40 protein-coding genes are annotated in these 23,668 nt (G+C 45.0%); all 40 read left to right on the top strand.

From position 1 onward, the window contains the following. The first annotated feature begins 95 nt into the window (after positions 1-95). Positions 96-1,286, top strand: a complete 1,191-nt coding sequence (gene tuf / locus MHI14_RS03485; protein WP_062836181.1) for an elongation factor Tu — start codon at positions 96-98, stop codon at positions 1,284-1,286. Between the two features lie 437 nt (positions 1,287-1,723). Then, a complete protein-coding gene (gene rpsJ, locus MHI14_RS03490; RefSeq protein WP_017692074.1) occupies positions 1,724-2,032 on the top strand; it encodes a 30S ribosomal protein S10 in 309 nt (102 codons plus the stop codon). Between the two features lie 45 nt (positions 2,033-2,077). After that, positions 2,078-2,701 (top strand): 50S ribosomal protein L3, encoded by a 624-nt coding sequence (gene rplC, locus MHI14_RS03495; RefSeq protein WP_053779208.1) that lies wholly within the window; start codon positions 2,078-2,080, stop codon positions 2,699-2,701. A gap of 25 nt (positions 2,702-2,726) precedes the next feature. Further along, positions 2,727-3,350 carry a 50S ribosomal protein L4 gene (rplD, locus tag MHI14_RS03500; RefSeq protein WP_017692076.1) on the top strand — a complete coding sequence of 208 codons (624 nt, stop codon included), beginning with the start codon at positions 2,727-2,729 and terminating at the stop codon, positions 3,348-3,350. Next, entirely contained in the window at positions 3,350-3,640 is a 291-nt protein-coding gene (gene rplW, locus MHI14_RS03505; protein ID WP_017692077.1) for a 50S ribosomal protein L23, read from the top strand. Before rplD ends, rplW begins: the two co-directional genes overlap by 1 nt. A 30-nt stretch (positions 3,641-3,670) precedes the next feature. Then, positions 3,671-4,501 (top strand): 50S ribosomal protein L2, encoded by an 831-nt coding sequence (gene rplB, locus MHI14_RS03510; protein WP_017692078.1) that lies wholly within the window; start codon positions 3,671-3,673, stop codon positions 4,499-4,501. 71 nt (positions 4,502-4,572) lie between these two features. After that, positions 4,573-4,851 carry a 30S ribosomal protein S19 gene (rpsS, locus tag MHI14_RS03515; RefSeq protein ID WP_062836183.1) on the top strand — a complete coding sequence of 93 codons (279 nt, stop codon included), beginning with the start codon at positions 4,573-4,575 and terminating at the stop codon, positions 4,849-4,851. A 35-nt stretch (positions 4,852-4,886) separates the two neighbouring features. Beyond that, positions 4,887-5,219, top strand: coding sequence for a 50S ribosomal protein L22 (rplV, locus tag MHI14_RS03520; RefSeq protein WP_024633583.1), 333 nt, complete (start codon positions 4,887-4,889; stop codon positions 5,217-5,219). 15 nt (positions 5,220-5,234) lie between these two features. Beyond that, positions 5,235-5,900: a 30S ribosomal protein S3 gene (gene rpsC / locus MHI14_RS03525; protein ID WP_076216858.1), complete on the top strand. Its 666-nt coding sequence runs from the start codon at positions 5,235-5,237 to the stop codon at positions 5,898-5,900. Between the two features lie 2 nt (positions 5,901-5,902). Continuing rightward, entirely contained in the window at positions 5,903-6,337 is a 435-nt protein-coding gene (gene rplP / locus MHI14_RS03530; RefSeq protein WP_017692082.1) for a 50S ribosomal protein L16, read from the top strand. Next, positions 6,327-6,524 (top strand): 50S ribosomal protein L29, encoded by a 198-nt coding sequence (rpmC, locus tag MHI14_RS03535; RefSeq protein ID WP_017692083.1) that lies wholly within the window; start codon positions 6,327-6,329, stop codon positions 6,522-6,524. Before rplP ends, rpmC begins: the two co-directional genes overlap by 11 nt. A gap of 48 nt (positions 6,525-6,572) precedes the next feature. Next, on the top strand, positions 6,573-6,839 hold the full coding sequence (gene rpsQ / locus MHI14_RS03540; protein ID WP_017692084.1) for a 30S ribosomal protein S17: 267 nt from the start codon (positions 6,573-6,575) through the stop codon (positions 6,837-6,839). A 34-nt stretch (positions 6,840-6,873) separates the two neighbouring features. Beyond that, positions 6,874-7,242, top strand: coding sequence for a 50S ribosomal protein L14 (gene rplN, locus MHI14_RS03545; protein WP_017692085.1), 369 nt, complete (start codon positions 6,874-6,876; stop codon positions 7,240-7,242). 39 nt (positions 7,243-7,281) lie between these two features. Beyond that, on the top strand, positions 7,282-7,635 hold the full coding sequence (rplX, locus tag MHI14_RS03550) for a 50S ribosomal protein L24 (RefSeq protein WP_017692086.1): 354 nt from the start codon (positions 7,282-7,284) through the stop codon (positions 7,633-7,635). Positions 7,636-7,667: 32 nt separating this feature from the next. Next, positions 7,668-8,210 carry a 50S ribosomal protein L5 gene (gene rplE / locus MHI14_RS03555; protein ID WP_062836185.1) on the top strand — a complete coding sequence of 181 codons (543 nt, stop codon included), beginning with the start codon at positions 7,668-7,670 and terminating at the stop codon, positions 8,208-8,210. 73 nt (positions 8,211-8,283) lie between these two features. Beyond that, complete coding sequence (locus MHI14_RS03560) at positions 8,284-8,469, top strand: type Z 30S ribosomal protein S14 (protein WP_013312154.1); 186 nt, start codon at positions 8,284-8,286, stop codon at positions 8,467-8,469. 32 nt (positions 8,470-8,501) lie between these two features. Continuing rightward, on the top strand, positions 8,502-8,900 hold the full coding sequence (gene rpsH / locus MHI14_RS03565; RefSeq protein ID WP_017692088.1) for a 30S ribosomal protein S8: 399 nt from the start codon (positions 8,502-8,504) through the stop codon (positions 8,898-8,900). A gap of 30 nt (positions 8,901-8,930) precedes the next feature. Next, positions 8,931-9,473: a 50S ribosomal protein L6 gene (gene rplF / locus MHI14_RS03570; RefSeq protein ID WP_017692089.1), complete on the top strand. Its 543-nt coding sequence runs from the start codon at positions 8,931-8,933 to the stop codon at positions 9,471-9,473. Between the two features lie 117 nt (positions 9,474-9,590). Beyond that, positions 9,591-9,959, top strand: a complete 369-nt coding sequence (rplR, locus tag MHI14_RS03575) for a 50S ribosomal protein L18 (protein WP_017692090.1) — start codon at positions 9,591-9,593, stop codon at positions 9,957-9,959. Between the two features lie 27 nt (positions 9,960-9,986). Next, entirely contained in the window at positions 9,987-10,484 is a 498-nt protein-coding gene (rpsE, locus tag MHI14_RS03580; protein WP_017692091.1) for a 30S ribosomal protein S5, read from the top strand. 13 nt (positions 10,485-10,497) lie between these two features. After that, positions 10,498-10,683, top strand: coding sequence for a 50S ribosomal protein L30 (gene rpmD, locus MHI14_RS03585; RefSeq protein WP_017692092.1), 186 nt, complete (start codon positions 10,498-10,500; stop codon positions 10,681-10,683). 43 nt (positions 10,684-10,726) lie between these two features. Next, positions 10,727-11,167, top strand: coding sequence for a 50S ribosomal protein L15 (gene rplO, locus MHI14_RS03590; RefSeq protein WP_017692093.1), 441 nt, complete (start codon positions 10,727-10,729; stop codon positions 11,165-11,167). Beyond that, positions 11,167-12,465 (top strand): preprotein translocase subunit SecY, encoded by a 1,299-nt coding sequence (secY, locus tag MHI14_RS03595; protein ID WP_047841120.1) that lies wholly within the window; start codon positions 11,167-11,169, stop codon positions 12,463-12,465. The genes rplO and secY overlap by 1 nt, the downstream gene beginning before the upstream one ends. A gap of 90 nt (positions 12,466-12,555) precedes the next feature. Next, positions 12,556-13,200, top strand: a complete 645-nt coding sequence (locus tag MHI14_RS03600) for an adenylate kinase (RefSeq protein ID WP_036607188.1) — start codon at positions 12,556-12,558, stop codon at positions 13,198-13,200. 3 nt (positions 13,201-13,203) lie between these two features. Beyond that, entirely contained in the window at positions 13,204-13,956 is a 753-nt protein-coding gene (map, locus tag MHI14_RS03605; RefSeq protein ID WP_036607191.1) for a type I methionyl aminopeptidase, read from the top strand. A 10-nt stretch (positions 13,957-13,966) separates the two neighbouring features. Continuing rightward, positions 13,967-14,275: a KOW domain-containing RNA-binding protein gene (locus MHI14_RS03610; protein ID WP_091039171.1), complete on the top strand. Its 309-nt coding sequence runs from the start codon at positions 13,967-13,969 to the stop codon at positions 14,273-14,275. Positions 14,276-14,278: 3 nt separating this feature from the next. Continuing rightward, positions 14,279-14,494 carry a translation initiation factor IF-1 gene (gene infA / locus MHI14_RS03615; RefSeq protein WP_017692098.1) on the top strand — a complete coding sequence of 72 codons (216 nt, stop codon included), beginning with the start codon at positions 14,279-14,281 and terminating at the stop codon, positions 14,492-14,494. Positions 14,495-14,646: 152 nt separating this feature from the next. Beyond that, positions 14,647-14,760, top strand: a complete 114-nt coding sequence (gene rpmJ / locus MHI14_RS03620) for a 50S ribosomal protein L36 (protein ID WP_003333770.1) — start codon at positions 14,647-14,649, stop codon at positions 14,758-14,760. 20 nt (positions 14,761-14,780) lie between these two features. Next, positions 14,781-15,149: a 30S ribosomal protein S13 gene (gene rpsM, locus MHI14_RS03625; protein WP_062329455.1), complete on the top strand. Its 369-nt coding sequence runs from the start codon at positions 14,781-14,783 to the stop codon at positions 15,147-15,149. 19 nt (positions 15,150-15,168) lie between these two features. After that, positions 15,169-15,564 (top strand): 30S ribosomal protein S11, encoded by a 396-nt coding sequence (rpsK, locus tag MHI14_RS03630; protein ID WP_017692100.1) that lies wholly within the window; start codon positions 15,169-15,171, stop codon positions 15,562-15,564. A gap of 136 nt (positions 15,565-15,700) precedes the next feature. Then, positions 15,701-16,645, top strand: a complete 945-nt coding sequence (locus MHI14_RS03635; RefSeq protein ID WP_017692101.1) for a DNA-directed RNA polymerase subunit alpha — start codon at positions 15,701-15,703, stop codon at positions 16,643-16,645. A gap of 34 nt (positions 16,646-16,679) precedes the next feature. After that, positions 16,680-17,045: a 50S ribosomal protein L17 gene (rplQ, locus tag MHI14_RS03640; RefSeq protein ID WP_017692102.1), complete on the top strand. Its 366-nt coding sequence runs from the start codon at positions 16,680-16,682 to the stop codon at positions 17,043-17,045. A 158-nt stretch (positions 17,046-17,203) separates the two neighbouring features. Further along, positions 17,204-17,977: a tRNA pseudouridine(38-40) synthase TruA gene (truA, locus tag MHI14_RS03645; RefSeq protein WP_076216861.1), complete on the top strand. Its 774-nt coding sequence runs from the start codon at positions 17,204-17,206 to the stop codon at positions 17,975-17,977. A 205-nt stretch (positions 17,978-18,182) separates the two neighbouring features. After that, complete coding sequence (rplM, locus tag MHI14_RS03650; protein ID WP_024633564.1) at positions 18,183-18,620, top strand: 50S ribosomal protein L13; 438 nt, start codon at positions 18,183-18,185, stop codon at positions 18,618-18,620. Between the two features lie 19 nt (positions 18,621-18,639). Further along, positions 18,640-19,032 carry a 30S ribosomal protein S9 gene (gene rpsI / locus MHI14_RS03655; protein ID WP_017692105.1) on the top strand — a complete coding sequence of 131 codons (393 nt, stop codon included), beginning with the start codon at positions 18,640-18,642 and terminating at the stop codon, positions 19,030-19,032. 794 nt (positions 19,033-19,826) lie between these two features. Then, positions 19,827-20,519, top strand: a complete 693-nt coding sequence (locus MHI14_RS03660; protein WP_091039173.1) for a phosphoadenylyl-sulfate reductase — start codon at positions 19,827-19,829, stop codon at positions 20,517-20,519. A gap of 23 nt (positions 20,520-20,542) precedes the next feature. Beyond that, a complete protein-coding gene (locus MHI14_RS31090) occupies positions 20,543-21,022 on the top strand; it encodes a hypothetical protein (RefSeq protein WP_445670325.1) in 480 nt (159 codons plus the stop codon). Continuing rightward, on the top strand, positions 20,949-21,698 hold the full coding sequence (locus tag MHI14_RS31095; protein WP_445670326.1) for a hypothetical protein: 750 nt from the start codon (positions 20,949-20,951) through the stop codon (positions 21,696-21,698). Before MHI14_RS31090 ends, MHI14_RS31095 begins: the two co-directional genes overlap by 74 nt. Positions 21,699-21,732: 34 nt before the next feature. Further along, positions 21,733-22,488 (top strand): N-acetylmuramoyl-L-alanine amidase CwlD, encoded by a 756-nt coding sequence (gene cwlD / locus MHI14_RS03670; protein ID WP_133387520.1) that lies wholly within the window; start codon positions 21,733-21,735, stop codon positions 22,486-22,488. 79 nt (positions 22,489-22,567) lie between these two features. Next, positions 22,568-23,668 carry an Mrp/NBP35 family ATP-binding protein gene (locus MHI14_RS03675; RefSeq protein WP_341129897.1) on the top strand — a complete coding sequence of 367 codons (1,101 nt, stop codon included), beginning with the start codon at positions 22,568-22,570 and terminating at the stop codon, positions 23,666-23,668.

Genomic DNA, 23,668 nt, shown 5'->3' on the forward strand with positions numbered 1-23,668 from the left:
TTTTCTCACACTGGATGCAAGTGCATAAGAATTCATTTCGGAGCACTTCATTCAGTGAAAACATAAAATTATAATTTTAAGGAGGCCACGTTCAAATGGCAAAGGCTAAATACGAACGTAATAAACCCCACGTTAACATCGGTACTATTGGTCACGTCGATCACGGTAAAACAACTCTGACTGCTGCAATCACAACTGTATTGTCCAAAACTTACGGTGGTGCTGCTGTAGCATTCGACCAAATCGACAAAGCTCCAGAAGAGCGCGAGCGCGGTATCACTATCTCCACAGCACACGTTGAGTACGAAACTGACACTCGTCACTACGCTCACGTAGACTGCCCAGGTCACGCCGACTATGTTAAAAACATGATCACTGGCGCGGCACAAATGGACGGAGCTATCTTGGTAGTATCCGCAGCTGACGGCCCAATGCCACAAACTCGTGAGCACATCTTGCTCTCCCGTCAAGTAGGCGTACCTTACATTGTTGTATTCTTGAACAAATGTGACATGGTTGAAGACGAAGAGTTGTTGGAATTGGTTGAGATGGAAGTTCGCGACCTTCTTAACGAATATGAGTTCCCAGGTGACGATACTCCAATCACTCGTGGATCCGCTCGTGAAGCACTGGCAAACCCAGATGGCGAATGGGCTCAAAAAATCGTTGAGATGTTCAAAGAGATCGACACTTACATCCCACTGCCTGAGCGTCAAACTGACAAGCCTTTCTTGATGCCTGTCGAGGACGTATTCTCCATCACTGGTCGTGGTACTGTTGCTACTGGCCGTGTAGAGCGTGGTACTGTTAAAGTCGGCGAAGAGATCGAAATCGTTGGTATCACTGAAGAAACTAAAAAATCTGTTGTAACAGGCGTTGAGATGTTCCGCAAATTGCTGGATTCCGCTCAAGCTGGTGACAACATCGGAGCACTTCTTCGTGGTGTTGACCGTAACAACATCGAGCGTGGCCAAGTTTTGGCTAAACCGGGTTCTGTTAAGCCTCACACAGAATTCACAGCTCAAATCTACGTTCTGACTAAAGAAGAGGGCGGACGTCACAAACCATTCTTCACTGGTTACCGTCCACAGTTCTACTTCCGTACAACTGACGTAACAGGCATCATCAACTTGCCTGAAGGTACTGAAATGGTAATGCCTGGTGATAACATCACTGTTACTGTTTCCCTGATCTCCCCAATCGCGATTGAAGAAGGAACTAAGTTCTCCATTCGTGAAGGTGGACGTACAGTAGGTGCCGGTTCCGTAGCATCTATCCAAAAATAATTCGGCTTAACGCTGAATAAAGCATATGCAACAGTGTACTGGAACGAGTAACATTGTATTGTAACGAAGCTTCGGAAGAGTTCTTTATCCGACATCGGATAGAGAACTCTTTTATTATGTTAAAAGTTTCGGAACCTGCGTCATACGAAATGAACATCATTTACGAGTTTAGAAGGATTGGCAAGGCAGCCTGGATATTGAAGAATAACACTGCAATAAACGAAGTCATTTCATCAGAAAAGATAAGTTTAAATGTTTTTCTTAAATATGCTTGCAATACGCCTATCTTTTCTATATAATAATGAATGTTGTTCTGTGACGTTGCGATGATGTGAGAGGTTACTGGCACACCCGGCCCCTTTGCCATGGGAGAGTGGCTAGAAAATTTTCACGGAGTATGTCCGATAAAAAATTGGGCGATAGAAGGAGGGACTAAAATGGCAAAGCAAAAAATTCGTATTCGTTTGAAAGCTTACGACCACAGAATTCTTGATCAATCCGCGGAGAAAATTGTTGAAACAGCAAAACGTTCGGGTGCTGGTGTATCCGGTCCGATTCCGCTTCCTACTGAAAAACAAATCATTACTATTCTTCGTGCGGTGCACAAGTACAAGGATTCTCGGGAACAATTCGAACAACGTACACATAAACGTTTGATCGACATCGTTAACCCGACTCCACAAACTGTGGATGCCTTGATGCGCTTGGATCTGCCGTCCGGTGTAGATATCGAAATTAAATTGTAATATAGCTACAACAAAGACCATGTATAGAGGAAAAGAGGTGTCAACATGAAAGCAATCTTAGGAAAAAAACTCGGAATGACTCAAGTATTTACTCCTGAAGGTAACGTAGTTCCAGTAACGGTTATCGAAGCAGGCCCTTGTGTTGTTTTGCAAAAGAAAGACATTGAGAACGATGGCTACGAAGCAATTCAAATCGGTTACTCCGATAAGAAAGAGAAAAATGCTAACAAGCCAGAAGCAGGTCACGCTAAAAAAGCGAACACTGCCCCTAAGCGCTACGTTCGTGAAGTTCGCGGTATCAACATCGCAGAATATGAAGTTGGCCAAGAACTGAAAGCTGACATTTTCGCTGAAGGCGAATTCGTTGACGTAACGGGTGTATCTAAAGGTAAAGGTTTTGCCGGCGTTATCAAACGTTGGGGACAAAGCACTGGACCTATGTCACACGGTTCGCGTTACCACCGTGGCCCTGGTTCAATGGGTTCGATCCAAGCTAACCGCGTTCCTAAAGGCAAACGCCTGCCAGGACACATGGGACATGATACTGTTACAATCCAACGTCTTGAAGTAGTTAAAGTAGACGCTGAGCGTAACGTGTTGCTCGTGAAAGGTTCCATTCCTGGACCGAAAAACAGTCTCATTAAAGTTAAAGAAACGGTGAAAAAATAACCACTGAAGAAAGGAGGAACACAAAATGCCAAAAGTATCAGTTTACAATGTAGATGGTAGCCAAGTAGGCGAAGTTGAATTGAACGATGCGGTTTTCGGAATTGAGCCGAACCAACACGTTCTGTACGATGCAGTTCTTATGCAACGCGCTTCCCTTCGTCAAGGTACCCACAAAGTAAAAGGACGTTCTGAAGTACGTGGCGGTGGACGTAAGCCTTGGAAACAAAAAGGTACAGGTCGCGCTCGTCAAGGTTCAATTCGTTCACCACAATGGAAAGGCGGCGGTATCGTATTTGGTCCAACACCACGGAGCTATGCGTACAAACTGCCTAAGAAAGTTCGTCGCTTGGCGATCAAATCAGCCCTTTCATCCAAAGTGCTTGACAATGACATTATCGTTTTGGACGCTCTCACATTGAGCACACCTAAAACTAAAGAATTCGCAGCCATCTTGAGTAACCTCAAAGTGGGACGTAAAGCTTTGATTGTAGCTCCTAGCTATGATGATAATGTAGCTCTTTCCGCACGGAATATTCCAGGCGTGAAATTCGTAGCTGCTGACGGCATTAATGTTCTTGACGTGCTTTCGCACGACAAATTGATCATTACGAAAGAAGCAGTTCAGAAGGTAGAGGAGGTGCTCGCGTAATGAAGGATCCTCGTGATATTGTAAAACGTCCGATTATTACGGAACGTACTGCTGACATGATGAACGACTTGAAATATGTATTTGAAGTCGATATCCGTGCAAACAAAACCGAGATCAAAAAGGCAGTAGAAGCTATTTTCAATGTAAAAGTGAAAAACGTGAACACGCTTCGTGTTCCAGCTAAGCCGAAACGGTACGGACGTTATTCCGGATATACTAGCGAATGGAAAAAAGCGTTTGTAACGCTGACAAAAGACAGCAAAACGCTTGAGTTCTTTGAAACTGTATAATTGAATTTTTGAAGTAAGGAGGGAAACCCAGTGCCAATCAAAAAGTATAAACCAACTTCCCCGGCAAGACGGAACATGTCCGTTTCTACATTTGAGGAAATCACCACAAATCAGCCGGAGAAATCGTTGTTGGCCCCGTTGAGCAAACAAGCAGGCCGCAACAACCAAGGTAAAATTACAGTTCGTCACCATGGTGGTGGACACAAACGTAAATACCGTATCATTGACTTCAAACGTACTAAAGATGGAATACCGGGCCGCGTTGCTACGATTGAGTATGACCCGAACCGTACATCCAACATCGCTCTGATTCACTATGCTGATGGTGAGAAACGTTATATCATCGCTCCTAAAGGTTTGAAAGTTGGAGATCAAGTATTCTCCGGACCTGAATCAGACATCAAAATCGGTAACGCACTGCCACTCGAAAACATTCCAGTAGGTACCGTTATCCACAACATCGAGTTGAAACCAGGTAAAGGCGGACAATTGGTTCGTGCTGCTGGTACAGAAGCTCAATTGCTTGGTAAAGAAGAAAAATACGTTTCCGTTCGTCTCTCTTCCGGAGAAGTTCGTCGTATTTTGAAAGTTTGCCGTGCGACAATCGGATCTGTTGGTAACCAAGACCACGAGCTCATCAAAATCGGTAAAGCCGGTCGTAGCCGTTGGTTGGGTAAACGTCCTGAGGTTCGTGGTGTAGTAATGAACCCTAACGATCACCCACACGGTGGTGGTGAAGGTCGTGCTCCAATCGGACGTAAATCGCCAATGTCACCATGGGGTAAACCTACTCTTGGTTACAAAACGCGTAAGAAAAATAAAGCTTCTGATAAATACATCATTCGCCGCCGCACGAAGTAATACACACTGTGCATAACTTCGTGAGGCATCTGCGGATGCATAATAGCTACGTTTGAAGGGAGGATCTCCACATGGGTCGCAGTTTGAAAAAAGGGCCATTCATTGATGGCTACATGCTCAAAAAGGTAGAAGAGATGGAAGCTTCAGGTAAGAAGAACGTAATCAAAACCTGGTCCCGTCGTTCTACAATTTTCCCACAATTCATCGGACACACATTTGGCGTTTACGATGGTCGTAAACACGTGCCAGTATATGTAACTGAGGACATGGTCGGACACAAACTGGGTGAGTTCGCTCCAACCCGTACGTACAAAGGCCATACTGATGATGATAAGAAAACAAGAAGATAAATGAACATCTTTAATGTTTGAGAGGAGGTTACACAATGGAAGCAAAAGCACATGCTAAGTTTATCCGGATTGCTCCTCGTAAAGTTCAACTCGTTGTTGACTTGATTCGCGGCAAGCAAGTAGGTGAGGCGGTTGCCATTCTCCGTCACACTCCGAAATCCGCTTCTCCAATCGTTGAGAAGTTGCTTAACTCCGCTATTGCGAATGCGGAACATAACTATTCTTTGGATGTTAACAACTTGGTTATCTCGCAAGCTTACGTGAACCAAGGACCGACAATGAAACGTTTCCGCCCTCGTGCAATGGGACGTGCAAGTCGTATTAACAAACGTACTAGCCACATTACTTTGGTGGTATCTGAGAAGTAGAAGGAGGGGAAATGTGTGGGCCAAAAGGTAAATCCAGTCGGACTCCGTGTCGGAATTATCCGTGACTGGGAATCTAAGTGGTATGCAGGCAAAGACTTCGGTGATCTTTTGATGGAAGACGTGAGAATTCGTGAATTCCTGAAAAATAAATTGAAAGACTCCGCTTTATCTCGTGTAGAAATTGAGAGAGCGGCTAACCGCGTAAACGTAACGATTCACACTGCTAAACCAGGTATGGTTATTGGTAAGGGTGGTTCGGAAGTTGAAAATCTTCGTAACCAAATTACGAAAATTGCTGGCGGTAAAAAAGTACACATCAACATTTCTGAAATTAAGAACCAAGACTTGGACGCTGTTCTTGTAGCTGAAAGCATTGCACAACAATTGGAACGTCGTGTTTCTTTCCGTCGTGCTCTGAAACAAGCAATTCAAAGAACTATGCGCTCCGGTGCTAAAGGTATCAAAACTCAAGTAGGCGGACGTCTTGGCGGTGCTGAGATCGCACGTTCTGAAGGCTACAGCGAAGGAACTGTTCCACTGCACACACTGCGTGCTGACATTGACTATGGTACAGCAGAGGCTCATACTACTTACGGACGTATCGGCGTAAAAGTATGGATCTATCGTGGAGAGGTTCTTCCTACGGCTAAGAAACAAGCTGCTAAGGAAGGAGGCAACTAATCATGTTGGTACCAAAACGTGTAAAACACCGTAAGCAACAACGTGGACATATGAAAGGCCAAGCTAAAGGCGGAACGACTCTGAACTTTGGCGAATACGGTCTGCAAGCTACGGAACCGGCTTGGATTACGAACCGTCAGATCGAAGCGGCTCGTATTGCGATGACTCGTTACATCAAACGTGGTGGTAAAGTTTGGATCAAAATTTTCCCAGACAAACCAATCACTCAAAAGCCTCTCGAGGTTCGGATGGGTAGCGGTAAAGGTAACGTAGAAAAATGGGTTGCAGTAGTGAAACCAGGTAAGATCATGTTTGAACTTGCTGGTGTACCGGAGGAAATTGCACGCGAAGCAATGCGTCTTGCCGCTCACAAACTGCCAATCAAAACGAAGTTCGTGAAACGTGAAGAATTGGGTGGTGAAGCAAATGAAAGCTAGTGAATTTCGCAACCTAACCTCTGCTGAAATCGAGCAAAAGATTGCCGGATTTAAAGAAGAACTCTTTAACCTCCGCTTTCAATTAGCTACCGGTCAGCTGGATAACCCGACTCGCATCCGTGATGTGCGGAAAGAAATAGCTCGTGCTAAAACCATTATCCGTGAGAGAGAATTGGGAATCGGTTAATTAGGGATAGGATGGACAATCCGTCCGTAATCAGGAAGGAGGCCAACAATGAGCGAAGAACGTAACGCACGTAAAGTGCAAACTGGTAAAGTGGTCAGCGATAAAATGGACAAAACAATTGTTGTTGCTGTAGAAACTTACAAAAAACACAACTTGTACCATAAACGCATTAAGGTTACTAAAAAATTCAAAGCACATGACGAAGAAAACACTGCGAAAATCGGTGACACGGTGAAAATCATGGAGACTCGTCCGCTTTCGAAAGATAAACGCTGGAGACTTACTGAAATCGTAGAAAAAGCGGTTATCATCTAATGCTCAGCAGCACTGCTGAAAGGAGGAATACTAAATGATTCAACCATTTACACGTTTGACTGTGGCTGACAACTCCGGTGCGAAGGAACTGATGTGTATCCGCGTACTCGGCGGTACGGGACGTCGTACAGCTCAAATCGGTGATCTGATCGTTTGTTCTGTTAAACAAGCAACACCAGGCGGCGTTGTCAAAAAAGGTGATGTAGTTAGAGCGGTTGTCGTTCGTACGAAACGTTCTGTACGTCGTAAAGACGGTTCCTACATCGGTTTTGATGAAAATGCAGCGGTTGTTGTAAAAGACGACAGAAGCCCACGTGGAACACGTATTTTCGGACCAGTTGCTCGCGAACTTCGCGATAAAGACTTCATGAAAATCGTTTCCTTGGCTCCAGAAGTAATCTAAAGCTTAATCTCGTGATGTTAGAAACAGGAGGTGTACGAAATGCCAAGAGTGAAAAAAGTTCTGGAATCCCATAACAACAAACTTCACGTTAAGAAGGAAGATACGGTTATGGTGATCAGCGGTAAAGACAAAGGTAAAAAAGGCCGTGTCATCGCTGCTTATCCTCGTGAGAACCGCGTCCTTGTGGAAGGTGTTAACATGGTGAAAAAACACCAGAAGCCTAACCAGCAAAATCCGCAAGGCGGCATTATCGAGAAGGAAGCTCCGATTCACGTTTCCAACGTAATGCACATCGATCCGAAGAGCGGAAAAGTAACCCGTGTAGGTTACAAAGTTTTGGATAACGGAAAGAAAGTGCGCGTTGCTAAACGTTCCGGAGAAATTATCGACTAATTGAACCGAATGAGAAAGGAGGGCTATGATTCATGGCATCAAGAATGAAAGAACGTTACCTGCAAGAAATCGCTCCTGCTTTGATGCAGAAGTTTAACTATACAACGGTAATGCAAGTGCCGAAAATCGAGAAAATCGTTATCAACATGGGTGTGGGCGACGCTGTCCAAAACTCCAAAGTGTTGGATTCCGCAGTAAGCGATTTGCAACTGATCGCAGGTCAAAAACCTGTAATCACTCGTGCTAAAAAATCTATCGCAGGATTCAAACTGCGTGAGAATATGCCTATCGGTGTTAAAGTAACATTGCGCGGCGAGCGTATGTACTTCTTCCTCGATAAACTGTTCAACGTTACGCTTCCTCGTGTCCGCGACTTCCGTGGTGTATCGAGCAAAGCTTTCGACGGACGTGGTAACTACACACTGGGTCTGAAAGAACAATTGATCTTCCCAGAGATCGAGTATGATAAAGTTGATAAAGTCCGCGGTATGGATATTGTCATCGTAACAACGGCGAAAACAGACGAAGAGTCCCGCGAATTGCTCACGCAAATGGGAATGCCTTTCGTTAAGTAATGTTGGCATAACGTTTCCGGGTGTCTGGAAAGACTCCCTTTTCTCCGAAATTATTTAGGAGGTGTCAGGCTAAGTGGCAAAAACTTCGATGAAAGTTAAACAACAACGTACACCTAAGTTTAAAGTACGTGCATATACACGCTGTGAGCGTTGCGGACGTCCACATTCGGTCCTGCAAAAGTTCAAAATTTGCAGAATTTGTTTCCGTGAATTAGCTTATAAAGGCCAGATCCCTGGCGTGAAAAAAGCAAGCTGGTAAAAAGTCCTGAACGGGAAGGAGGTTAACTCACAATGACTATGTCTGATCCAATTGCAGATATGCTTACTCGTATTCGTAACGCGAACACTGTTCGTCACGAAACGGTAGAAATGCCTGCTTCGACAATGAAAAAACAAATCGCCGATATCCTGAAGCGTGAAGGTTTCATCCGTGACGCTGAAGTTATCGATGATAACAAACAAGGGATTATCCGTGTTTTCCTGAAATACGGTCAAAATAACGAGCGCGTTATCACTGGTCTGAAAAGAATCAGTAAACCTGGTCTTCGTGTTTACACGAAAAGCAACGAAGTACCTCGTGTACTTGGTGGCCTGGGAATCGCGATCATCTCGACATCTAAAGGTATCATGACGGACAAAGAAGCTCGTCAATCGAAATCCGGCGGAGAAGTCGTTTGCTACGTTTGGTAATATAACGTCACAAGATAGGAGGTGCAACATATGTCTCGTATTGGTCGCAAACCAATCACAGTACCAAGTGGTGTAGACATCACCCTGGACAACACCGTTATTACGGTAAAAGGACCAAAAGGAACTTTGACTCGTGAGCTTCATAAAGACATGAAGGTTACAGTTGAAAATAACGAAATCACAGTTGTGCGTCCTTCCGATAACAAAACTCACCGTTCTTTGCACGGCACAACGCGTAGCGTTGTAAACAATATGGTGAGCGGCGTTACTGAAGGATTCGCGAAATCTCTGGAATTGGTTGGGGTCGGATATCGTGCAAGCAAATCCGGAGATAAAATCGTTCTAAACGTTGGTTACTCTCACCCGGTTGAAATTACACCGGAAGCGGGAATTGAATTCGAAGTACCTTCGAATACAAAAATCATCGTTCGCGGAATTGACAAAGAGCGTGTAGGTGCTTACGCTGCTAAAATCCGTTCCGTACGTGAGCCTGAGCCATACAAAGGTAAAGGTATTAAATATGAAGGCGAGCGTATCATCCGTAAGGAAGGTAAAGCCGGTAAGAAGAAATAAGATTTCTCTTACCGCCTTTGCGCGGCTTTCGGCTTGCTTGCTTCGTGTGTCTCTAATATACCCCGTGGCTTCTGCTTTGAAGCCAGCGAGGTAACCTGAAAGGAGTGAATCTTTGAGATGATTACGAAACCAGATAAAAATAAGGCTCGTCTGAAAAGACACCTTCGTGTTCGTAAGAAAATCCAAGGAACGGCAGCACGTCCTCGTTTGAACGTATTCCGTTCTGGTAAACATATGTATGCTCAAATCATCGATGATGTTGCTGGTGTAACAATCGCTTCTGCGTCTACTGTAGACAAAGAATTGAGCACTGACATCAAAAATGGTGCATCTGTTGAATCAGCTCGTAAAGTTGGCGAACTCGTTGCTAAACGTGCTAAAGATAAAGGTGTTTCCAACATCGTATTTGACCGTAGCGGTTATCTGTACCATGGTCGTATCGCAGCATTGGCTGAAGCGGCTCGTGAAGCAGGACTTGAGTTTTAAGATATTTTTCAAAAGGAGGTTAACGACTTGCGTGTAGATCCGAATACTTTGGAACTGACTGAAAGAGTTGTAAATATTAATCGCGTAGCTAAAGTAGTAAAAGGCGGACGCCGTTTCAGCTTTAGCGCACTGGTTGTAGTCGGCGACGGCAACGGCTGGGTTGGAGCTGGTATCGGTAAAGCGGGCGAAGTACCTGATGCAATTCGCAAAGGTATTGAAGACGCTAAGAAAAACCTTGTACACGTTCCACTCGTAGGAACATCGATTCCTCACTTGGTAACAGGTAAGTTCGGCGCAGGACGCGTGCTGTTGAAACCAGCATCTGAAGGTACTGGTGTTATCGCTGGTGGTCCTGTACGTGCGGTTCTCGAACTTGCTGGTGTAGGTGACATTTTGACAAAATCTCTGGGTTCTTCGAATTCCATGAACATGGTCAATGCGACTTTGGAAGGTTTGTCCCGTTTGAAGCGTGCTGAAGACGTGGCTAAACTGCGCGGAAAATCCGTCGAAGAGCTTCTGGGTTAAGGAGGGAATTCTCATGGCTAAATTAGAAATTACCCTCGTCCGCAGCTTGATCGGACGTCCGGAGACGCAAAGAACAACTGTGAAAACATTGGGTTTGCGCAAAATCAATAGCAAAGTGGTACAAAACGATAATCCTGCCATCCGTGGTATGATTAACAAAGTAAGCCACTTGGTTGCTGTTAAAGAAGTAGAAGCTTAAAAACGGGTTAATCCCACAAATCTTTAAGGAGGTGCAACGAACGATGAAGTTACATGAGCTTTCACCATCTCCTGGATCCCGCAAAGAACGTAAACGTCTTGGTCGCGGTCCAAGTAGTGGTACAGGTAAAACATCAGGTCGCGGTCACAAAGGACAAAATTCTCGTTCTGGCGGTGGAGTTCGTCCAGGCTTCGAAGGTGGACAAAATCCATTGTATCGTCGCTTGCCAAAACGTGGTTTTGTAAACCCAACTCGCAAAGAATATGCAGTTGTGAATACTGAAGACCTGAACAGTTTTGCTGCGGGTACTGAAGTAACTCCAGAATTCTTGATGACGAACGGCGTAGTTAAAAACGCTAAATCCGGAATCAAAATCCTGGGTAACGGTGATGTCACTGTGAAGCTGACTGTTAAAGCTAACAAGTTTTCTCAATCTGCTATTGAGAAAATTGAAGCTGCTGGCGGTACAACTGAGGTGATTTAATGTTCAAGACCCTAAAGAATATCTGGCGGGTTGAAGATCTGCGCAAAAGGGTATTATTTACCCTTTTTGTACTGATCATTTACCGCATCGGCTCCTTTGTCCCCGTGCCGGGAGTTAACAAAGATGTGTTCGAAGCGACAAATTCTGCGGGTAAAGAAGTTTTTGGACTTCTCAATACGTTCTCGGGTGGAGCGCTCTTCCAGTTCTCGATATTTGCGCTCGGGATCGTGCCTTACATCACTGCGTCTATCATAGTACAGTTGCTTTCCATGGACGTTATTCCTAAATTAGCGGAGTGGGCAAAGCAAGGTGAACAAGGTAAGAAGAAATCTGCACAGTTAACCCGTTATTTAACCATCGGGCTGGCATTGATTCAAGCGTTTGGTACGTCGATCGGATTCAACCGCTTGTACAATACAGAGATGGTGCCTAACGCTACTTTTGCAGATTATATCTTGATCGCGATTGTACTTACGGCCGGTACTTCATTCCTGATGTGGCTTGGTGAGCAGATCACCGAGAAGGGCATAGGAAACGGGATTTCGATCTTGATCTTTGCGGGTATCCTATCTACGGTGCCTAACATTATCAAACAAACGATCGAATCTGACTTCATTCAACCTGACCAACTGTTTATGAATATTCTTAAAGGTGTTATCATCGCAATTGTTATTGTGTTGATCATCATAGGAGTCATTTACATTCAGCAGGCGATTCGGAAAATTCCTGTACAGTACGCTAAACGTGTCGTAGGTAACAAAATGTACGGTGGACAGAATACACATATCCCGCTGAAAATTAATGCAGCAGGTGTTATCCCTGTCATCTTTGCTTCATCGCTGTTGATGTTCCCAACGATCATCGCCAACTTCTGGGCAGATCGCCTCTGGGCACAGTGGATCGGACAGAACCTGACTACACACAAACCTCTGGGTATGTTGCTGTATGTCGTGATGATCTTCGGTTTCACATTCTTCTATACTTTTGTACAGATGAATCCACAGCAGATGGCTGATAATATGAAAAAGAACGGCGGTTACATCCCAGGCATTCGCCCGGGTAAAGCAACCGAGAAATATCTGACCCGTGTCATGACTCGTTTGACAATGGCCGGAGCCATCTTCTTGGCAGTCATTTCCGTTCTGCCTGTATTCTTAGGGGCACTTTCTGGTTTGCCTCAATCTGCGCAAATTGGAGGAACATCCCTCCTGATCGTTATCGGTGTTGCGCTGGATACGATGAAGCAAATCGAAAGCCAATTGATCAAACGCCACTACAAAGGTTTTATCAATAAATAGGCAATAGGTACCGGTCGAGTGAAGATTTACTTGCCGGCACCTATTGTGCTGTTTGTTGATGTAGGGTAGTCTTGGAGGGAGTGACATAACGTGAACATCCTATTCATGGGCCCTCCGGGGGCAGGAAAAGGAACGCAAGCAGACGTCATCGTGAAAGAGTTCGGTATTCCCCATATTTCAACAGGCGATGCATTTCGTCTCGCGATCAAACAGGGAACTCCCATTGGCATGAAAGCCAAGGAATATATGGATCAAGGATTGCTTGTACCAGATGATGTAACCATTGGCATCGTTGAAGAACGTTTGCAGCAGCCTGACTGCAGAGAAGGTTTCCTCTTGGACGGATTTCCAAGAACCCTTTCGCAAGCAGAAGCGCTCGATGGCATTCTGGATCGATTGAACTCAGGTCTCGATCATGTAATCAACCTGAAAGTGGATCGCAACAAATTGCTGGCTCGTTTGACGGGTCGTCGAATTTGTAAAAACTGTGGTTCCACTTATCATGTGGTATTCAATCCGCCTAAGCAGGAAGGTATTTGTGATAAATGCGCTGGTGAGTTGTATCAACGCTCTGATGATAATGAAGAGAGTGTAGGTACACGACTGGACGAGTATATCAACAAAACAGCACCACTCCTCACGTTCTATGAGACTAAAGGTCTTCTTCGTCAAATGAACGGAGAACAGGATATCGATCAAGTTTCTCAAGAAATCGTGTCCTTACTGAGAGGTTAATTGATGATCATTGGTAAGTCCGAAACGGAACTGGGCTTGATGAGGGAAGCAGGGAGAATTGTTGCGGAAACGCACCGTCTCTTGGCAGAGCATATCGCTCCCGGTATTACGACTGGAGAACTTGACCATATGGCCGATCAATATATCCGCAGTCAAGGAGCTGTGCCGTCTTTCAAAGGTTATAACGGTTTCCCTGCCAGTGTGTGCGCTTCAGTAAATGAAGAGTTGGTACATGGATTTCCCGGCAAACGCAAGTTGAACGAGGGCGATATCGTTACGTTTGACATTGGCGCGCAGTACCAGGGGTATCATGGAGATTCCGCCTGGACTTATCCGGTCGGCCGTATTTCCGAAGAAGCCCGTCGTCTTCTGGACGTTACCGAGGCTTCGTTATACGCAGGTCTGGCGCTGGTAAAACCGGACGTTCGCTTGTTTACAATATCTCATGCGATTCAGAAATATATTGAAGATGAAGGGTTCTCCGTAGTTCGTGAATATGTCGGTCACGGCATAGGCGCAGATCTGCACGAAGAACCACAGATTCCGAACTATGGTCTTCCCGATCGGGGACCACGGCTTAAAGCGGGCATGGTGCTGGCCATAGAGCCGATGGTTAACGTAGGTAGACGGTATGTGAAAACGTTGGAAGATAACTGGACTGTCGTCACGGTTGATGGAAAGTTATGTGCCCACTTTGAACACACCGTAGCAGTTACACCAGATGGTATGGAAATTTTCACGAAACTGAATGCGTAGGTGATGAGGCATGAACAGTCAGTCTAATCCGCAGCTCGGTCAACTTGTGAAGATCCGTAAAGGCCGCAATGCGGACCAAGCCGCAGTAATTGTTGCTATAGCGGACAGTAAGTTCGTATATATTGCGGATGGAGACAAACGTAAGTTTGATCAACCAAAGAAGAAGAATCTTCTTCATCTTGAACTCCAGCCCATGATTAGCAGCGAGGTTGTGAACAGTTTAAACGAGAGTGGTCGGGTGACAAATGGAAAGCTCCGTTACGCGGTTCATTCATTTCTGGAATCCACCAACATTCAAGCTGAAGAGAAAGGAGACTGACTAATGGCTAAGGAAGATGTCATTGAAGTGGAAGGTACGGTTCTCGAACCGCTACCGAATGCAACATTCAAGGTTGAGCTTGAGAACGGTCATCAAATTCTCGCTCACGTTTCCGGAAAACTGCGGATGCACTTTATCCGTATCCTGACTGGAGACAAAGTAGTTGTTCAGTTGTCGCCTTATGATTTAACAAAAGGTCGCATAACTTACCGTAAATAGTAGTAGACAGTTGCAATGAACTGTGAAGCTTATGTAGCGGGTTTTGCCCGGCAAAACTTGCGAAAGCTTCGAAGCCGGTTTTACAATAGTAGAACAAGGTCAATGCTTACGAAGAGGGTTTTGCTTAGCAAAACTTTGAGGAGGTAATTCACATGAAGGTAAGACCTTCGGTCAAGCCGATTTGCGAAAAGTGCAAAGTCATTCGCCGCAAAGGGAATGTTATGGTTATCTGTGAAAATCCGAAACACAAACAAAAACAAGGTTAAAGAAGGGGGTGTAGCGTAAAATGGCACGTATAGCTGGTGTGGATTTGCCACGTGATAAGCGCGTTGAGATCGCCTTGACTTATATTTTCGGAATCGGTAAAACGACTTCCCAGAAAATTCTGAGCACAACAGGCATCAATCCGGACACTCGTGTTCGTGATTTGACGGAAGATGAAGTCAGCAAATTGCGTGAAAGTATCGATAAAGAGGTCAAAGTAGAAGGTGACCTGCGTCGAGAAATCTCTTTGAATATTAAACGTTTGACGGAGATCGGTTGTTACCGTGGAGTTCGTCATCGTCGTGGTCTGCCTGTTCGTGGACAACGTACGAAAACGAATGCTCGTACTCGTAAAGGTCCTCGTCGTACAGTAGCGAACAAGAAGAAATAATAAGGGGGGATAAGAGAAAATGGCTAAACCGAAAAAAGTCGTACGTACTAAACGTCGTGACCGTAAGAATATTGAATCTGGCGTGGCGCATATCCGTTCCACTTTCAATAACACTATCGTTACTATTACGGATCCTCACGGAAATGCAATTTCGTGGGCAAGCTCCGGCGGCCTCGGATTCAGAGGTTCCCGTAAATCGACTCCGTTTGCTGCACAAATGGCTGCTGAGACTGCTGCCAAAGCTGCAATGGAACATGGGATGAAAGCCGTTGAGGTTATGGTTAAAGGACCAGGCGCAGGCCGTGAAGCAGCGATCCGCTCTTTGCAAGCTGCTGGTCTTGAAGTTAACCTGATCAAAGACGTAACTCCAGTCCCGCATAACGGATGCCGTCCTCCAAAACGTCGTCGTGTCTAATGAGATTTGCCCCTGCGTGTGGTATATTTCCGGCACAATCTGCTAATAATGGTTGTTTAGGCATACTACTACATGTTTTCGCAAGAGAAGGTAAATGTTTCATAGAGGACCGACGTTTTGAAGGAGGGGTATTGCAGTGATTGAAATCGAAAAGCCGAAAATTGAGACGGTAGACGTCAACGATGATGGCACCTATGGGAAATTCGTAGTAGAACCGCTTGAGCGCGGATACGGTACGACGCTTGGAAACTCGCTTCGCCGAATCTTGCTCTCGTCACTGCCGGGTGCGGCAGTGTCTTCGGTTCAAATCGATGGCGTTCTGCATGAATTTGCTACAGTTCCTGGCGTAATGGAAGATGTAACGGAGGTTATTCTTAACCTGAAAGCTTTGTCGCTTAAGATTCATTCTGATGAGGAGAAAGTGCTCGAGATTGATGCTGAAGGCGAAGGAGCAATTACGGCTGGAGATATCCGTGCTGACTCCGATGTGGAAATCCTTAACCCGGATTTGCACATTGCTACGCTCGGACCAGGTTCGAGACTTCACATGCGTATTTTTGCCAATCGCGGTCGCGGCTACGTCCAGGCAGATCGGAATAAACGCGATGACCAGCCGATCGGCGTCATCCCAGTCGATTCCATCTTCACCCCGATCAGTCGCGTTAACTACGCTGTGGAAAATACGCGTGTCGGTCAAGTGACCAACTATGACAAGCTCACGTTGGAAGTTTGGACTGATGGAAGTATTCGTCCTGAAGAGGCTGTAAGCCTCGGCGCTAAAATTTTGACTGAGCATCTGATGCTCTTCGTGGGTCTTACAGACGAAGCGAAAGATGCAGAGATCATGGTCGAAAAAGAAGAAGACAAAAAAGAAAAAGTACTCGAAATGACGATCGAAGAGCTGGATCTCTCTGTTCGTTCCTACAACTGCCTCAAACGTGCCGGTATTAATACCGTGCAAGAGCTGACTACGAAAACGGAAGAAGACATGATGAAAGTCCGTAACCTCGGACGCAAGTCTTTGGAAGAAGTTCAAGAGAAGCTTGAGGAACTTGGTTTGGGACTCCGTACAGAAGAATAGACAGCCGAGTGCTTGAAGTGAAGGAGGGAAAACAATGGCATACCAAAAGTTGGGCCGTAATTCCAGCGCACGTAAAGCTTTGTTCCGTGACCTGGTAACCGACCTGTTCTTATACGAACGCATTCAGACAACTGAAGCGAAAGCAAAAGAGGTTCGCTCTATTGCTGAAAAACTGATCACTAAAGCGAAAAAGGGAGATCTTCATGCCCGTCGCCAAGTGGCAGCTTATGTTCGCCGCGAAACTATCGATGGTGAGCAAGATGCAATCCAAAAACTGTTTAGCGAATTGTCCGGTCGTTACGCTGAGCGTCCAGGTGGATACACTCGTATCTTGAAACTGGGACCTCGTCGTGGTGACGCAGCGCCAATGGTTTACTTGGAACTGGTAGACCGCGCGTAAAACAGATGAGATGAGGAAAGGGACAGAATCAACGATTCTGGATTAACCCTTTTTTTCTCTTCATTTCGGAATTCGTGCTGTAATAGAAGCTCCGTAAGGGGCTTCTTTTGCTGTTCGGGATAGGGATATGTATAGTATGGAACAAAGGTGTGGTAATAATGCGGAACTTATGTATGACGTTAACTTATGATGGCACTGCCTATTACGGCTTCCAAGTACAGCCGGGTGGGAATACCATTCAGGATCATCTTGAAGATGCGATTCGTGCTTTAACCGGTGAGAAGGTTAAAATTACAGGTTCAGGCCGAACAGATGCAGGTGTTCACGCCCGCAGACAAATCTTCAATTTTCCTACGGAGTCCCAGATCCCGATTGAACGTTGGTGTATTGCACTCAACTCCAGATTACCCTCCGATATTGTCGTTATTGATGCGATTGAAGTTTCGGCTGATTTTCATTCTCGCTATGCAGCGAAAAAGAAAACATATCGTTATACAGTCAATGCGAATCAATTCCCGGATGTATTCAACAGAAGACTGCAATATCATCATCATGCGAAGCTTGATATTATGGCAATGCAGGAGGGCTTACGACATTTCATAGGGACGTATGATTTCACCTCTTTTGCTTCACGCAAGTCTCAGAAAGAGAATCATGTCCGTTCGGTATACGAAGCATGGATGGAAGTGGACCGATCAATGTGCAGAGACCATCCGCGCGATCAGGGTGTCATTCACATTTATGTGAGTGGTAACGGCTTTTTGCAGCATATGGTTCGTATTATTGTTGGGACACTGCTGGAGATCGGAGAGGGAAAACGGAAAGCCTCTGATGTACCGAATATGATTGCTGCATGTAATCGATCTGCTGCAGGACCTACTGCAGTTAGCTGCGGTTTAATGCTCTGGGATCTTGAATACAAAAAAGATTAAATTTGGTGAGTGAAAAGCTTAATTAACACTTGCGATTTAATCGCCTATCATGTAATATAAAAGTTGTGTTTTCTTAATGGCTTTCCCACAGCCCCAATTAAGAGGTTCACATCAAATTTACAATCCATCAACACCTAAAGTTATAACTTAACGAACGAAGATAAATGAAAATGATGATTTTGAACATTTTAAGGAGGAACTTTTCATGCGTACTACGTACATGGCGAAGCCTAACGAAGTTGAGCGCCAATGGCACATCATTGATGCTGAAGGCAAAACCCTCGGACGTTTGGCGAGCGAAGCAGCTGCTTTGATTCGCGGCAAACATAAGCCACAATTCACTCCACATGTGGACACTGGCGATTTCGTTGTTATCATCAATGCTGAGAAAATCGTATTGACTGGTAAGAAAATGCAAGGTAAAAAATACTACCGTCACTCTATGCACCCAGGTGGTTTGAAAGTAACTACTGCTGAAGAGATGGTTAAAAACAAACCTGAGCGTATGTTGGAATTGGCTGTTCGCGGTATGCTTCCTAAAACTCGCATGGGCGAGAAAATGAAGTTGAGACTTAAAGCGTACAGAGGCACTGAGCATCCACATGCAGCACAAAAACCAGAAGTTTACGAACTTCGCGGTTAATTAAAAGGAGGACAGTTTCATGGCACAAGTACAATACTATGGGACAGGTCGTCGTAAACATTCGGTAGCACGTGTTCGCCTTGTACCGGGTGAAGGACGCATTGTCATCAATAAACGTGATATTAATGAATACTTCGGTTTGGAAACACTCAAACTGATCGTAAAACAACCACTGAACTTGACAGAAACGCTCAACAACTATGACGTTCTTGTTATTGCTCATGGTGGCGGAATCTCCGGTCAAGCCGGCGCAATCCGTCATGGTATCTCCCGCGCTCTGTTGAAAGCAGATCCGGAATACCGTGCATCCCTGAAAAAAGCAGGATTCCTGACTCGTGACCCACGTATGAAAGAGCGTAAAAAATACGGTCTTAAAGCGGCTCGTCGCGCACCTCAGTTCTCCAAACGTTAATATTAAAAGCCTTTGGCCTCGGTCAAAGGCTTTTTTATATATTCATGACCATTCAACCTTATACTATATATGTTTTGCAATAGCTCTCATAACTCTGATGTCTCTCCACATGCTTGTGCATTTTTCCTTCATTGCCTTTTCAATCTTCTTTTAATGTCCCTCAATACAGCCCTATAATATGTACGTTAATACATCTACATCTTACTGAACCTCTCTAATCGTTTTAGATCATTCTTTTTTCGCTTACCCATCACTCACTACACGATCAACACCTTCTTATAAAATCATCAATTGGCGCTCACGCTGGATTTCTTAAAACATTTGCTTTACTGGTTTTGCACTTAATGCTTTACTGCAGCAAGCCTCATCAGTATTTCTTATAGAAACGATAAAAGTCCCTTACATATCAATCGCTATATGTCGTCACTCACCTCCCTTTAAAACTTCATCTTCTTTTTCTTTATTTTTAATCGACTAGTCATTTTTTGATGCTGCTTTTGCCTGCAAGAACTGTCCAAACCTAGCAGCAGCAAAACTTTCCAAGCCGAAGAGATGTATTATCATCTGACCAATGACTTGGACCAACATCATTGTTTTTGTCTCATGAACTGAGAAATGGATAAATTGAACCAAAATATTGCGTTAGAGCGACAATCAAAAATGGGCAAAAACTGATTTATTTTACCATATGGCAGGCATTGACATCCGCATTGAAAGATTTATACTAAACATAATTCATATTAGATTAGTCGGCTTTAAGATGTATTGAAATGCAGAATGGGGGAAATTCACAGATGAACTTGTTGGAGAAAGAAGAATTGGCACGGACGAAGGCAGAGGAACTGGAACATGCTAGTCCAGAGGATATTATTCGTTATGCTATTGAAACATTTCCTAATATCACTTTTGCATGTAGCTTTGGTGCGGAAGATGTTGTACTTGTAGATATGTTGCAGAAGATCAGCCCATCCACAGATATTTTTTATCTGGATACTGATTTCCACTTCAAAGAAACATATGAAACACGTGATAAGATGCAAGAGAACTACAACCTTGAATTTGTACGCGTGTCACCTAAGATTACTCCGGAAGAGCAGGCAGCTCAACACGGTGAAGAGTTGTGGAAGTCTGATCCCAATGCGTGCTGTAACATTCGCAAAGTCGAACCGTTAACACGAATTCTTTCTCAGTATGATGCATGGATTACAGGTATTCGTAGAGATCAAGCACCAACTCGTGCAAACTCCAAGAAGGTTGAGTATGATTCAAAATTTGGCCTGATGAAGTTTAATCCGATTGCACATTGGACGACGGAGGATGTATGGCAATATATTCGTGACAATAACGTTGTATATAATCCTCTACATGATCAGAACTACCCGAGTATTGGCTGTGAGCATTGCACACGTCAGGTTATGCCTGGCGAGGACCCTCGTGCTGGACGCTGGTCTGGTAATGATAAAACGGAATGTGGCCTTCATAAATAATAGATACACAAGGAACTGACAAGATGACATCGATTCTGCCACATGGAGGTACGCTGGTTCAGCGTATCGTACAAGGAGAAGAACGGGAGCAATTGTTGCAAGACAGTAAACACTTATCCTCTTTGCGTATTAATACCTGGACGATATCAGATTTGGATCTGATTGGTGTGGGTGCGTTCTCACCACTTGAAGGTTTCTTGAATGAGGAAGATTACCTTTCGGTGGTGTCTCGCATGCGTCTCGCCGATGGAACAGCCTGGAGTATACCAATCACACTTGCTGTTGACGATAAACAAGCCGCATCCCTCCAGATTGGTGAACGTGTGAAACTTGTTGGTGATCAAGATGGAGTCACTTATGGATTGCTTGAAGTCCAAAGTATATACCAGGTGGATCAGGGTGAAGAAGCCCGGCGTGTATTCAAAACAGATGATCCCGAGCGCCCTGGTGTTGAAAAACTGTTGGAGCGTCCTGCAACAGAAATTCGAAGAATTCTATTATGATCCTGCAGATACCCGGAAGATTTTTCAGGAGAAGGGTTGGAAGACGGTAGTTGGTTTTCAGACACGTAATCCGGTCCATCGGGCTCATGAGTACATCCAGAAGAGCGCTATGGAGATTGTAGACGCACTCTTCCTGAATCCGCTTGTTGGAGAGACGAAGTCCGACGATGTTCCCGCAGATGTTCGGATGAAGAGTTATCTGGTATTACTGGAGAACTATTACCCGGCTGATCGTGCGTTCCTTGGTGTGTTCCCCGCAGCGATGCGGTATGCCGGTCCACGTGAAGCTATTTCCATGCGATGGTTCGCAAAAATTAGGTGTACCCACTTTATTGTTGGTCGTGACCATGCGGGTGTGGGTGATTATTATGGAACATATGAAGCACAGGAGATCTTTACTAACTTTACAGCAGAGGAACTGGGGATCACACCGCTGTTCTTCGAACATAGTTTCTTCTGTACCAAATGTGGAAACATGGCATCCAGCAAAACTTGCCCACATGATAAAGAACATCATATGGCGCTTCCCGGCACCAAAGTACGCGGGTTGCTCCGTGACGGCCAGTGTCCTCCTCCTGAATTTACACGTCCTGAGGTAGCTGAGGTGCTGATTGAAGGAATGGCGGAGCAAGTCCGTCCTAGCGGTATATTTGTCCATCTTGTCCCATATAGATGATTAGAGTCATTTATAGGGACGAGGTGGTTTTTTTATGCGTAAAAATATGGGGAAACATTTTGTAGTCTGGATTAGGTTAAAAACACTCAAAAGGGTCATGCTGAGCCTCTGTCTGCTGGCCATGTTAGTGGCGGTAATGTCCTATGAGCTGCCTTCCGCCAAGACGTCAGGTTATTGGAGTTTGCCGATGGCGGGTAAAGTCATTGCCATTGATGCAGGACACGGAGGTCCAGATGGAGGAGCGGTAAGTAAACAGGGGGTTATTGAAAAAGATATCAACCTGTCTATCGCCCTGTATGTGAGAGATTATTTGCAACAGGCAGGGGCCTTAGTGGTGATGACACGAGAAATAGACACTGATTTGGCAGAATCGGACACCAAGGGGTACTCCAAACGCAAGACGGAAGATCTGAAACAAAGAGTACGGCGGATAGAGGATAAGCAAGCAGATCTCTTTATTAGCATTCACATGAACAGTGTCCCTTCCAACCGATGGAGTGGAGCGCAGGTTTTCTATACAACTAACCATCCGGATAACGAAGGTTTGGCTAATCTGCTTCAACAAGAGATGGTTCGTAATCTGGAGAATACAGATCGAATCGCCAAAACGGTGAATACGGTTTATCTGTTACAGGCTCTGAAGATCCCTTCAGCGTTGGTAGAAGTAGGTTTCCTTTCTCATCCGGAAGAGGCACGTATGCTTGCCGACGAAGCTTATCAACGCAAGGTAGCAGCTTCGATCTATAATGGGATTCTCAGATATTCCTCAGGAGAACGGCCTAAAAGTTAGTCAGAACAAGAAAGGTAATGATATAATTGGATCAGCATACCTAATTACATGCCAATAGATAAAGCTGAGGTGCTGTCTGATGTTATCAAAAGAACAGATACTTGAACTATTACAGCCATTACAAGAACCGCAATTGGGAGTAAGTCTGACCGAACTGGAATGGGTTCGAGATATTATGGTGAAAGAAAATCATGTGGCTCTGACCATAGTGACACTGGAAAATCGACCTGAGGATACAACAGCCTTGAGTGATGCAGCGCGTAATCTGTTGTCCCAGCACGGACTGAAGGATGTACATATTCGTGTGCGTGCAGCTTCTGAGCATGATCGTGAGAGCCTGAATATGGGACAACCCGATGATGAGCCAGATCGGGACGAAGTGCTCGTAAAAGGTCACGCAGCGGGTCTAGATGGACATGAGTTGTTAAGTCCTGAATCAGGTGTTCGTTTTATTGCTGTGGCCAGTGGTAAAGGTGGCGTTGGTAAATCAACGGTAACCGTTAATCTCGCTGCAGCATTGGCACGTCAAGGCAAGAAAGTGGGCTTGATTGATGCGGATATCTATGGCTTCAGTGTACCCGACATGATGGGGATTGAAGAATATCCGGTCGTTGAAGATGGCGTTATTCAACCGGTTGAACGTTTCGGCGTTAAAGTCATGTCGATGGGCTTCTTTATTCGGGAGAATAATCCGGTAATCTGGCGTGGACCCATGTTAGGTAGGATGTTGCGTCAATTCTTTACGGATGTCCAGTGGGGCGAATTGGATTATATATTACTGGATTTGCCACCAGGAACGGGAGATGTTGCTTTGGATGTGCATCAGATGTTGCCACAGAGCAAGGAAATCATCGTTACCACGCCGCATGCAACAGCAGCTTTTGTCGCAGCACGGGCGGGTGCGATGGCCATTCAGACCGATCATGAGTTACTTGGTGTGGTTGAGAATATGGCTTATTATGAGTGTGGCAGTTGCGGAGAGAAGGATTATGTCTTTGGTCGTGGAGGCGGGGGAAGACTTGCGGAAAGTCTGCATACAAGCTTGCTTGCCCAGATTCCATTAGGCACACCGGATAATCATCCTTCCGAGCCTGATTTTTCACCTTCTGTATACAAAGCAGGTTCCCGTATAGGGGCTATCTACGATGAAGTTGCCCGGTCCATTGAATCCAAATTCTAA

Origin of the sequence: Paenibacillus sp. FSL K6-2393 (assembly GCF_038002545.1) — a bacterium.
GTDB lineage: Bacteria > Bacillota > Bacilli > Paenibacillales > Paenibacillaceae > Paenibacillus.